This is a genomic window from Rivularia sp. UHCC 0363, assembly GCF_034931125.1.
Taxonomy (GTDB): Bacteria; Cyanobacteriota; Cyanobacteriia; order Cyanobacteriales; family Nostocaceae; genus Rivularia.
Genome location: NZ_JAYGHM010000040.1, coordinates 38812 through 51167, shown reverse-complemented (window position 1 = coordinate 51167; position 12356 = coordinate 38812). Strand labels below are relative to the sequence as shown.

10 protein-coding genes are annotated in these 12356 nt (G+C 38.5%); 6 read left to right on the top strand and 4 right to left on the bottom strand.

Features of this window, described 5'->3' with window-relative positions; all coding sequences use genetic code 11:
- Positions 1-331: 331 nt before the first annotated feature.
- The 3 genes from VB797_RS21570 (at position 332) to VB797_RS21560 (ending at position 2573) form a co-directional block, all read left to right on the top strand.
- Complete coding sequence (locus VB797_RS21570; protein ID WP_323239792.1) at positions 332-1708, top strand: cytochrome P450; 1377 nt, start codon at positions 332-334, stop codon at positions 1706-1708.
- A gap of 146 nt (positions 1709-1854) precedes the next feature.
- Positions 1855-2145, top strand: coding sequence for a hypothetical protein (locus tag VB797_RS21565; RefSeq protein ID WP_323239791.1), 291 nt, complete (start codon positions 1855-1857; stop codon positions 2143-2145).
- On the top strand, positions 2145-2573 hold the full coding sequence (locus tag VB797_RS21560) for a type II toxin-antitoxin system VapC family toxin (RefSeq protein WP_323239790.1): 429 nt from the start codon (positions 2145-2147) through the stop codon (positions 2571-2573). The genes VB797_RS21565 and VB797_RS21560 overlap by 1 nt, the downstream gene beginning before the upstream one ends.
- Before the next feature lie 497 nt (positions 2574-3070).
- Here the strand turns inward: VB797_RS21560 and VB797_RS21555 are convergent, their stop codons facing one another.
- The 3 genes from VB797_RS21555 to VB797_RS21545 all read right to left on the bottom strand — a co-directional run bounded on the left by VB797_RS21555 (position 3071) and on the right by VB797_RS21545 (position 6913).
- Complete coding sequence (locus VB797_RS21555) at positions 3071-4189, bottom strand: substrate-binding domain-containing protein (RefSeq protein ID WP_323239789.1); 1119 nt, start codon at positions 4187-4189, stop codon at positions 3071-3073.
- A gap of 108 nt (positions 4190-4297) precedes the next feature.
- Positions 4298-5023, bottom strand: coding sequence for a hypothetical protein (locus tag VB797_RS21550; protein WP_323239788.1), 726 nt, complete (start codon positions 5021-5023; stop codon positions 4298-4300).
- A 165-nt stretch (positions 5024-5188) separates the two neighbouring features.
- Positions 5189-6913: an extracellular solute-binding protein gene (locus VB797_RS21545; RefSeq protein WP_323239787.1), complete on the bottom strand. Its 1725-nt coding sequence runs from the start codon at positions 6911-6913 to the stop codon at positions 5189-5191.
- 529 nt (positions 6914-7442) lie between these two features.
- On the opposite strand from VB797_RS21545, the gene VB797_RS21540 reads away from it, so the two are divergent.
- Positions 7443-7916, top strand: coding sequence for a glycine-rich domain-containing protein (locus VB797_RS21540; RefSeq protein ID WP_323239786.1), 474 nt, complete (start codon positions 7443-7445; stop codon positions 7914-7916).
- A gap of 133 nt (positions 7917-8049) precedes the next feature.
- On the opposite strand, the gene VB797_RS21535 is transcribed toward VB797_RS21540, so the two are convergent.
- Positions 8050-10326 (bottom strand): NB-ARC domain-containing protein, encoded by a 2277-nt coding sequence (locus VB797_RS21535; protein ID WP_323239785.1) that lies wholly within the window; start codon positions 10324-10326, stop codon positions 8050-8052.
- A gap of 312 nt (positions 10327-10638) precedes the next feature.
- Between VB797_RS21535 and VB797_RS21530 the strand changes: the two genes are divergently transcribed.
- Positions 10639-11115, top strand: coding sequence for a hypothetical protein (locus tag VB797_RS21530; RefSeq protein ID WP_323239784.1), 477 nt, complete (start codon positions 10639-10641; stop codon positions 11113-11115).
- A 358-nt stretch (positions 11116-11473) separates the two neighbouring features.
- Entirely contained in the window at positions 11474-12160 is a 687-nt protein-coding gene (locus VB797_RS21525) for a DNA-binding response regulator (RefSeq protein ID WP_323239783.1), read from the top strand.
- The last annotated feature ends 196 nt before the right edge of the window (positions 12161-12356 follow it).

The following is a 12356-nucleotide window of genomic DNA, read 5'->3' as shown; positions in this document are numbered from 1 at the left end:
GTCCCGCTCGCTGGCTGCTTTTAGCTCGCTGATGGTAGCTAACGTATGCGTAAGCGCAGATTCGCCCAGCGTCGCACTACGTTAACCCCTCAAATGACTTTTTCTATACTTTGATGCATCACAATGGGACTTATGCAACCACAAGGATGATTCCAACGTTTCAGCCGTTGAGATCCCCCCAACCCCCCTTCAAAAAGGGGGCTTTTCGTTAGCCCACGCAGGTGGGCTTTGTTTCTGTAGCCCTACTCTTCTAGAGTGAGGGTATTGATAACTATATAACCAATTTTTTCGTCACAATAGAATTCTGACGTGTCGAAAACCCCAAATAACTATGACATCAAATTATAATCTGCCTCCAAGCCCGGAAATGCCTATATTTCTACGACGGATGAAGTTTGTGTTTCAACCTTTGGAATACCTGGAGGATTTTGCTCAAGCTTATGGCGATCGCTTTAGTCTTCCTACTAAGGATGGTAATAATACGGTTTACTTTAGCGATCCTCAAGCGATGGAACAAATTTTTACGGCTGATGCGAATACTTTGGAAGCTGGTAAGGGAAACCGGATTTTGAAGTTTCTGGTTGGCGATAATTCTTTGATTTTACTAGATGGCGATCGCCACCAGCAACAGCGAAAGTTGTTGGCTCCTCCTTTCCACGGGGATAGAATGCGGGCTTATGGTATGACTATCTGCGAAATTGCTCAACAGGTAAGCAATAAATGGGGTACGGGTAAGCTCAATATCCGCGAGTCGATGCAGGAAATTACTTTGAGCGTAATTTTAAGCGCGGTTTTTGGCTTGGATGAAGGAAACCGCTTGGATGAACTTCGTTTACGAATTTCTTCGCTACTGGACTTTGTAAGTTCCCCAATGTTATCTGCTAGTTTGTTTTTTGGCTTTTTACAAAAGGATTGGGGTAGTTGGAGTCCCTGGGGTAGAGTTTTACATTTACGCAAGCAAATTGATGATTTGATTTACGATCTAATTGAAGAACGCCGTACCGAATCCAACCAAAATCGTGAAGATATCCTGAGTTTGATGATGTCTGCGCGTTATGAAGATGGTGGAGCGATGTCAAATGAAGAACTGCGCGATGAATTAATGACGCTACTATTTGCGGGACATGAAACTACTGCTTCTGCTTTGACTTGGGCTTTATACTGGGTTGATTATTTACCTGAAATACGCAATAAATTACTTAAGGAACTGAATGATTTAGGTGAAAACCCAGAACCTGGTTTAGTTGCAAAATTGCCTTACTTGACAGCAGTATGTCAAGAAACTCTACGTATCTATCCCATTGCTATCAGCGCTTTTCCTCGAATTGTAGTAAATCCTATTGAAATTAGCGGTTATCAATTACCCAAAGGTACGTGGATAATTCCCAGTATTTATATGGCACACCACCGCGAAGAAGTTTACCCGCAACCGAAGCAGTTTAAACCAGAAAGATTTTTGGAAAGACAATTTAGTCCCTACGAGTTTTTCCCCTTTGGTGGTGGAAATCGGCGCTGTATTGGCTTGGCGTTTGCAATGTATGAAATGAAGCTGGTTCTAGCAACAATCTTATCGCGATATGAAGTATCAAGAATCGATAAACGTCCGGTAAAACCCGTGCGTCGCGGTTTAACTGTAGCTACACCCGCAGGAATGAAGATGGTTGCAAAGTCTATTAATAAAGTTGCAAATACTCCGGTAGCCGTGTAGTTAGGAGTTTCTTTTAGGGTGTGTTACGGTTCAGAATAATTTTATTTGAGGTTACAAATTAAATATTGCCGTAACGCACCTTAATTGGTAAAGGTATGATTAAAACAATCCCTAGAATTATTATTAATTAGTTGCCGGAGATAGACATGGAAACGATAAAATTAAAAGGGCATATTGGGACAGACGGTATATTACAAATTCAAACATCCACCAATTTGAAAGATACTTCTGTTGAGGTTGTGATGGTTGTACAGCCATTATCTAATGCAAAAGCTGCACTATCTGAAGAAGACGAAGCACGCTATAACGCTTGGGGAAAGCCTATAACCAAAAAATCAATAAGTAATGCAATTACTAGAATGCAACAGTTGCGGCAGAAAGTTGCTTTAGATAAAGCCTCAATCCGTTCCATGATAGAAGAAGGACGAAGATTTTAATGCAGTTTGTTTTAGATTGTTCTGTCGCAATCAGTTGGTGTTTGGTGGATGAAAATAACGATTACGCTAATAGCATACTGGCAATGATGCCCGATTGTGAAGCATTTGTACCTGCAATTTGGTCGTTAGAAATTGCCAATGTTTTATTAGTGGCTGAACGACGTAACCGCATGACAATTGAACAATCAGAAGAAGCCATTACCTTGCTACAGTCGTTGTTAATTCAAGTTGATACAGCTACAGACGCAAAAGCATTAAGTACAACATTTGCATTAGGACGACAGGAAGGTTTAGCATCTTATGATGCAGCTTATTTAGAATTGGCGCTGCGACTAGGACTACCATTAGCTACAATTGATACGAGGTTAGTAGAAGCGGCTACCAGATGTAGTGTGAATTTGGTTGTTTATGACGAAAAAAAGAGCTAATTAAAAAATTCTTTGTAGGGTGTGTTACGGCTTGAGAAAGCTTTGTTTGAGGTTACAAATTAAATATTGCCGTAACGCACCATTGTTTCATGTTTCACCGATAAGTTGAAAAGCGCTTAAATCATATATCCGGACGGTACTAGTATATTCTTCAAATAATTTACTATCAATAGCTCAGGACTTATGCAAACCAAACTTGTCATTGCGAGCGAAACGTAGTGTAGCGAAGCAATCCCAAGGTTTTTACGATTACTATCTCCCTCCGGGAGACGCTAAGCGTGTGCGTAAGCGCAGATTCAGCTTGCTGACCCGTTAGGGTAACACTGTCGCTCGTAATGACGTAATTTCGTTACTTTTGCGTAAGTCCTATAGCCATATCCTAAAATCCTAAAGTTAAATAATGGTGCGTTACGGCAACCCCTAATTTGTAACCTCAAGCAAAGTCATCTCAAGCCGTAACAGCACCCTACAAATAAATTCGTTCTTAAAATCCAAAATCAATTAGTTCGTTGCCACAATCGTTGAATTTCCCCGATTCCTTTCTGATTTGGTGCTGGTAATGTTTTTGCTGATGGATTGATTTCTGCGCCGGGAATATTCTGACTCCAAGGACTGTTGGGAACCGATCGCACGTCAATATTATTATTTGTCGGTCGAAAACCGTACTGAACGAATACTTTTTGTTGTTCCGATTGAGTTAAGAAATCAACAAACTTTTGGGCAGCATTTGCGGTTCCACTATCGACATTTTGACGTACAATTGCGGCGGTTGCAACTGTTTCTACTGTCGGATTTAAGTAATAAATTTGATAGGGTTTACCTTGATTTTTCCCGGATTGCTGCCAGCGAGAAAGAGCAATACTTTCGTATACTGTTGCTACATCAGCGTCATTAGGACCGCGAGTAATAAACTCTTGTAAAAGAATGTCTGTAGAACGCGGTGGTTGATAAACTGATTTTTTAACTGTACTAAAAAGTGTTGTGATGGCAGGATTATTGTAATCGATATTATTAGGATTGCTAGCGTTGAGTTTTGACATTGCCCACAAATTTAAGCTAGCTTGAGCGCTATTAGAACGAGTGGGATCTGTGATCACAAAATCGAAACTTCCCCAACTTTTTTGTCCTCCTACCGCTGACCAACTATTGGCTTGCATTGCTTGTTCTACTCTTGACCAAGAAAATTGATTATTAGGGAACAAAACGTTACCTCTTTCCGACCAAGCGATCGCGACAAGTAAGGTCTTAGCAATAGGTTGGGGTTGATTATAAAAAGCTTCGCTGTTATTTTGCGCTTGATAGCGCTGGCTTAATTCATCAAGTAATTCACCTGAAGCTGGTATCAAAACTGTAGGAGTAAAATCGTTTTTTTGGTCGATGAATTTATTTACTATATCTTGAGAACCTTGGAATTTAAGGTCTATTTTTATATTCGGATTTTCTTGTTCAAATTTAGCTTCTAGTTGTTCGAGTGGTGCTTGTAATTCTGTGCCGCTGACTATAACAACGGTTTGCTGCAATCCAGGGATAGGAGCGTAAGCTAAACCTAATGCTGCAACAATAATACAAGCAGAAGTAAAAGCACGATTTTGAAGTTTAGAATTAGTTTTTTTCATGTTTATTAAGGAATGTTTGGATGAAAATAACCAGAATTCATCACCCACGCAGGTGGGTTTTGCTTGTGTAGCAGCGGTTTCAACCGCCAGATTAAATCTAAAATGTGACTATTTCCGAACCAGAAAAGCAAAGTTATCTTGTAAGCTAGTAAGTTCGTCAGTAGATGCTTGTAATTCATGAACTTGCTGGGAATCTGTTAAATCGACAGTACGTAATTTATTTTGGATTTGTTGTAATACCCCAGCGGAATCTTGAATTAAAGTATAAAGACTAGTAATTTGTGCCGTGCGGGCGTTTTGTCCTTCTTTTGCTAGCTGAATATTCCGCTGCAAGCTGTTGGTAAGCTGGTCTAAATGTTGACGTGCAATACCAGAAGATGAGGAACGTTTTGCTTCTACTTCTTGTAATTGCTGTTGTAAATCGTTAACTGATAATAAAGAGTTGGCTCCGTGAATTCTTCTACCTAGTTCATCAATTTTTATTGGTAGTTCAATTACTCTTTGACAAGCTTCTTGCACTGCTACCAGTAAATCCATTTGATATGAACCGCGACTTAATAATTGATTGGCTTCTTGACCTAATATTTCGGCTTTTTCTGCTAAAGTTTTTGCCGAGGTTTGCAATAGCTGTAATTCTCTTTGTATCTCCTGTTGAGCAATTTTCTGGGCATCAGGTTCCCTCGATTTGATTGTAGCAGCACCACCTGTGGCTACTATTGCGGCTGCTGGTAAAACAACTAAATTAGGTAATCCAATCAAGCGAACACCTGCAACAAGAACAATTCCACCAGCTAATACAGCGATTGGATAATAAAGGGGGTTTGCTAATTTCATAATTGATAATAGGGAATGGGGAATGGGGAATGGGGCATTGGTAATTATAGATATAACCTTTTATTCTTAACTCCTAACTCCGAACACAGATTAAATGGATGACACTGATGACACTGATTAATAATTCCGGTGGTACTAACTCTTAACTGCTCACTGTTCATTGATTTAAAATTCGACTTGCAAATCTGCCATTAATGTAGAAATGGTTTCGGGGTCTCCTTTGCGGTAATAACCTCCGTTGAACTCGGCTATTTGTTTGAGTACTTCGGGGTTGAATTCTCCTTCTTTTCCATAACCTACTGTGAAAAAGGCTATACGTTTATCGCTGTTAAAGTTACTTTTTTCCAATTCTTGACGTAATTGGTCGAGATTAATCTGGGATTCAGAATCGTCACCGTCTGTAAGGATAACTACAGCGTTTATCGCATCTTTACGCAGATTTTGTTGCAACCAGTTACGGGCTTCTAATGCGGAATCGTACAGTCGGGTACCACCATCGGCTTGTAAACTACCGATAAATTCTAATCCGCGAGCTTGTCCTTGGGTTGTACTGTCAACTTTTACTGGTGTACGTATTTCTGAGTCGAAGTCAATAACTGCAATTTGCTCTTTTGGCCCCAAAGTTTGAATATAGTTACGTAAGGTATTTTGTACGGAAGGTAATTTATTACCCGACATGGAACCGGAAGAATCTACGACTACAACTACTTGTGAAGGTCTCTTGGCAAATTCTTGCCAGGATTTGAGCATGGCTGCAACTACTTCTGGTTGCGGAGGACGCAAGGAATCATATTTGACATTGGGTTGAACGCCAAATTGGGGGGTAAATTTTGCACCTAATTCTACTCCCGGTACTCCAGGTCTTAAACCTAGTTCTGTAGCAATTTTTTGTGTCTGAGGAGTTTTTAAGTATTCGATTACTTTTTGAGCGGCGGCTTTTTCATCTGCATTTACCCACGTTCCACTAGGTAAAATTGCCCGCATATTAGATGTAAATGTAGCTTGAGGATAAATCGCCTCAAAACGAGTTTGACCGGGTTGTAAGTTCGAGTTGGCTTGAATTACCGATGATTCATATACCGAACCTATAGATGCCCAAAAGGAACCGTTTTTTACCATGTCGGTAGCCAAAGCGTTAGTAGAAATTCCGTAACGAGTGACTTTACTTTGAATTTTTTGAATTTCTGTTTGATATTTTTGGACATCTGCTGCTGTCAATTGTTCCGGTCTTTTCCCGGATACGCTGACAAATTGCGCTACTAGTGTTTGCAATCCGGAGTTGGACCGAGTGGGGGCTGTATGCACAAAGTTTATCGGCAGTTGCGGGCTGCTTGGATCGATCTCTTGATGATTCTTCGCTGTTACCAATGTCTTATATAAGTCTTGCTGCTTGCGTAATCCTGCGGTTACATCGGCGGGTGCCATAAATACCATCGGACTGCTCGCAAGTAGCGGTGCATCGGTAATTTGAGGAATATAGTTTTGTCCGGGAAAGATTTGACTGAATTGATAAAGTAGTTGAGAGTGGTAAATTTCTCCATCTACGGAAAGCAATGTGGGGAATTTCGCATCGTCGGGTTGTAAAGTTCCGGCTTTGAGTTGCTGAGCTAGAGAAGTCATTTCTGTTACCACATCCCCACTACCTTTAGCTTCGCATTTAAGGTAGAAAGCCTTACCGTTATCTAGTTTGGGTTTTGTAGCGTTAAATTGTTGAGCGGATCGATCGCAAAATTCTTTTAAAGCACTTCCTACCAAGAATTTGACTTCAAACCCTTCATAGGAATTACCTTGAGTGGAATCTCCTCCGGAAGTACAAGCAGCAAGTAACATTGCACCTAATACAGAAAGAGAAATAGAAATCGAGCAGTTTTTAAATAATTTATTAGTCATAGAGTTGTTGATAAAGTTAGAAATAGTAGTGAATTTACTTAGCCATCTAAAGAAAATGTTGATTAGTAATAGATTTCCCTGAAAGCGATCAAAAGTATCAAGTTTGACAAAATTTTATCTAATCTTAATTTTCTAAGAGCATCCCGCTACGACTAGTTGTTTTTGAGTCGATATTTGATAAAAATGATTTTCTAACAGTTTGTATACTACTTAATCAGTCTGTTACTGCAAATTTATGAAAAAACTCTGTCCAGTAAAAGGATAGTTTTTAGCTATTTGATATATTTAGCCTTTATTTAAACAACATTTAATTTTTGTACGGGAAGATTTGCTATTCGTAGCAGGGAATAGGAAGTAGGAAGAAGTAAGTAGTTTTATTTTTTTTATTAATAACAGTCTTTTTGTCGATATAAGTCAAAAAAAATACCAAACTTTTCGTAAAAGCACTCTCAAGGGTCTGATAAATAAACAAGAGACGATTGTTTAAACGAAATAATCTGACTCATATTTTTCTGGAGCTATTAAAACTATGACTATTGTCACATTTCTAAATAAGTTGAATAAACTGAATCTCCAAGCGGTTGAAAAGCAACTTATGTCTTCTTATGGATGGACGCTAGAAAAAACACAAGTGGCAATTAATCGTTACAAGCTATATTTGCATCTCAAGTCACTTTATCCTGCTGTAATGCTGGTTCCTACTCAAGAAATTGACTTGGTTTGGCATACTCATATTGAGGTAAATTTAATCAAGTATATTCAAGATTGCTATTATCTTTTTGGCTATATTCTCAACCATTGCTCTGCTATTAGTAGCGAACAAAACGATGGTACGCTTCAAATATACGAACAATCTTTTGGCAAAACTAAAGCTTTATTTGGAGAAATGTTTGGAGTAGATATCTTAGAGAATACCTCATTTCAGATTGCTGCTTGTGCCGATTTACCTATTAATACCAACCCTACAACTTCTGGGGATTTACAGATTATTTCCAATTATTAATGAAGAATAAGTAGGTTAGCGTTGAAAATTGTAATTAGGACAAGGGAGTAGGGAGTAGAGAAAAGTTTTTAAACCAAACTTACAATTTGTTGCATCTTTGGGTTTATTACTTAACTGATAATTGATAATTGTTTTATTCTGCAAGTAAAGCGTACATTTCTTGAGCTTCCGCAGTCATTTTTAAACCTTCAAAGCTTTCTGCGGCTTCTTTTGCTAAACGCTGAGCAAGATATTCATTTCCACAGGCTTTTTCAAGTTTAGCGAATGTCGATTTGTGGAAAGCAATAATTCGCTTATCTTTATTCTTTTGTGCCATTGGCAAGCTTAACTCTAAGAGTTGTCGAGATAAAGCTAAATCACCATTTATTAACGCAATATCTGCTAACCAATTATGAATGGCTGCGGTTGCTTTTTGCCACTCTATTTGTTGTGCTTTTAATAATGCTTGCTCAAAAGTTGTTTGTGCTTGCTGATAATTACCTTGTCGATAAAATATCTGTCCTTGGTAATACAAAATCTGCGCTTGCTCTTCCTGATATTTTGATTCGCTGAGTTTAGCTGCTTCTAAAAGCTGTTGTTTTACTGTTAACCATTCTTGTGCTTGCTGAAATTGTGCTGAATGAACGTGCAAAATCACCATATTTGCAGCTAACTCTAACTTAAAATTTACGGTTTGATTTTGACCTAAATCCCAAGCTTCTTGCAATAATATTTGTGCTTCTTGTAAGTTTGGTAACTGACGCATTCTCACTAAAGTCCAAGCGCGATCGCACATTGCTTCTAAGGCTGTTACCCAGTCACCAGATTGTTTTGCAGCTCCAATCAACCAAGCACTCCACTCTAAACGTTCGTCCCAATATCCACGGGTATGAATATATCCTTTAATACTTTGCCATAAAATTTTTACTTCGGAATATCGACCTTGGGAAATGCACCACTCTAACACTGCTTGCAGATTTTCCCATTCGGTTTCTAAGTATTCGTAACTTAAATGCCATTCCTGCCAATCTTTGTCTCCGAATGACTGCGAAAATGTCAGATACCAATTTACCCACCTCTGACGTAATTGCCGTTCAAATTCGGCATTTGCAGCTAATTGGGCCCAAGCATATTCACGAGTCAACGCGGTTAAAATATACCGCTCCTGTTGGCGATCAACTAAAGAAAGTTGCTGCAACTTGACCAAACTTTGCGAGGTCACAATCGGGTCTGGCTTTTCAAAAGCAATACTCGTAATAGCTTCTCTCGTCACCGGCTGGACAAAAAGAGTCAGTGCCATTAATAGATAATAAGGTGGCAGGTTTATCAGAGGATTTACTGATGTTGTAAAGCAGAAACGAGCAATATCGCCTTGAGGATTTTTGATTAATACCAGTACATCTGATAGCAAATAACCAGCAGCCATCTGTCCGATCGCATAAATCATCGCAGCGGGTACTCCGCTTACTGCTTCATAAAGTTGCTGTGATTCCAGGTTGGTCAACTGAACGCTCTTTTCTTTGGCTTCCTGTTGAATCAGCCGCAAACCATGTTCTTTGGGCAGACAATTCAGCCGAATCGGCACAAATAATGTTTGCTCGCGGGTAGTAATAATTACTTTAACTGCTGGTGGTAAATCGTAGAGAAAAGACAGAACTTCCTGCTTGTCTTCAATAGTTTCTAAATTGTCAACAATCAATAAAGTTTTAGTTTGCGAAAGCTTGTTACGAATCACCTCGATTTGTTCTGGTAAAGATAAATTATTAATTTCCGAAAACTCAAAAACACGACCAATTTCTCGACAGATATCGCGTAAAGTCCGTTGGTAAATCAATCGGGGTAACAATCCGATGGAAGTAAGGTGATTTTGTTTTGCAGAGGTAAAAATTATGGCTTCAAAAGCCGGTGATTTAGCTGATAGACAGCGATAAGCTACCTCTACAATCAAAGTAGTTTTACCTACCCCACCGATACCATCTATGCTAATTAAATGAGCAGAATGTCCGTAATCTAACAACTCTATCAATCGCGCAACTTCGCGATCGCGACCCACAAAAGCTGTATATTCCCGTGTCGGTAAATTTTGCGCGATCGCAGATATTTTATTTTCTTCAGAAGTAGATATACCCTCCGTTTGCTGCTCCATTTCGGATAATTCGGAGTTATCTTGTTTATTAGCTTTGGATTGTTCGCATTGACTTGACAATAAAATTCTTAAACGATTTTCTTTACCTCTACTATTACCGCTAACATTGAATTTTTTATAAACTTGACCCATTCTTTTCAGACAAGCATCCGCAGAAGTACCTAAGTCAAAGGCTATTTGTTCGTAGCTTTGACCATTACCCATTCGCATCAAAAAAACTTCCTCTTGTTCCTGAGAAAGTTCGTGTTTGTGGGCCATTTCAGTCAAAAAATCAATTGGGAACATTTTTACTCAAAATTTAGCTGACTGAATATATTCTACATTCTAATTTTGAATTTATATGTAATTCGGAGTAATTCGGAGTTCAAGGAAATATATAAGGTTATGTTGATATATCAAAAATTTAGCTTTTGGTCTTACTTTTTAGGTCAATCAAGAATTTTGCTATAAGTGTTTTTCCATACCGACACTAGAAAAAATACTGAGCTAAGATTCTATCACTCTGAGTAAAAAAAACTTTTGTAGCAAGATATTGCTCAAATCTTTTGAAATCCGAACACACTATATTCTAGTTTAAATTTATACTGATAATTAATCATGCTAAAGTTTTTTAAGTCTGCTGCAAAAATTTCTGCTGTGTCCGCAATTGCTTGTACTTTAAGCTTCGCGTCCACGTTATCTGCAAATGCTCAAACTCAAAGAGGTTTAGAAGGAAGCTACGTTGGTGGTAGCTTTTCTACTGGTGGTGGAGTAACCAGACTTAACGTTTACGGACGATATGACGTTCGTCAGTTACCAATTTCCGTCAGAGGTAATGTAACTTTAGTGGATGGTAGTGGTAGCACTCAGACATTTTTCTCACCTGCGGTTACTTATGATTTGCCTATCGGTAACAAAACAAATGCTTATGCTGGTGCTGGCTTAAGTTTCGGTAGCGGTGACTCTACCGCGTTTCTCAATGCTGGTGCAGAAAAAGAAATCGCTACAAATATAGTAGTTTTCGGTGATTTAACCGTTCCTTTAGATAACAATGTTGATGCAGGCTTTAGTGTTGGACTTGGCTACCGTTTCTAAATAACGCAAGCGCGATCAATTAAGCCTCGAAGCGGCAATATATCATTTCAACAACAGAATAAGCCATAAATACGCGAGGAATTTAACTTTTCTTCGCGTTTTTCAGTTTAAATGAGGATACCAGAGCCTTAGCGAGCAATTCCGAAGATTAATGTAAAATGTTCTTATATGACTAGTCACAGCATAATTACGGAGTTATATTGTAGCAGAGTCTAAGGGAGGATAAAGCAGAAACTATAATTTTTAAGACTGTTTTCTCCGTGCAAGGCAATTATCTGCGGATTCAGGGTTTTTTAAAGCACTGCTACTAATTAAAAATAGATATGCGTACAACAAAATATATTCAGAGGAACTAAATATGATACTAAGTTTACAAAACTTGTCACCTAAAATTCTGTTGATAGATAGTTACGAAGTTTTTTTAAATGGGACAATTAAAATATTACGTTCGTCCTACCCAAATGCTGTGATTCAAACTGCTAGGACTGTAGAAAATGCTCTGCATCAAGTTGCGATATTTCAACCAGATTTAGTGATTACAGACATTTGTATTGCTCAAAATGTTAGAGAACCAACTCAAATAAATAATGGAATACAGTTACTCAAAAATTTGTTAGTTAACTATCCTCAAATTAATATTCTCGTGCAAAGTACCTGTATAAAAAACTTAGTCCGGATGAAGTCAGAGATTCATAATCATCCATCGGGTTTTGTAGTTGTTGATAAATGTGTTTCCAGTCAAGATATGCTAAATAGAGTCGATTGGGCTTTACAGGGATTGACTCATACTAGGGATATTAAAGCAATTAATTCGGGATTAGAATTGAAGCCGGAGTGGTTAAGATTACTTAATTTAGCATTTGAGGAAGGATTGCAAGACAAAGTAATTGCTGCACATATATGTGTTTCCGAACGAATGGTACGCCACTATTGGTATAAACTACAAGAAGTGTTAGAAATGAATGTTGAAGAATTAAAAAATCAAGGAAAAAATCTTCGAGTTATAACTCATATTCGAGCCAGGGAAGAAGGCTTTATTGATTGATTTTTTTTGGAACTTTGTGTGAGGTAGGAAATAGGGAATAGGGAATAGTTATATAAATATAGTCATAATTAGTAGTTCATTTCGTTAATTTTGAGGAGTAATAAATTCGTAGTGTCCGGGTCTCGCTCCCTAGTGTCCGGGTCTCGCTCCCTGATGGTAACGAGCGACCAAGATGGTCGCACTACGCTAACCCCTC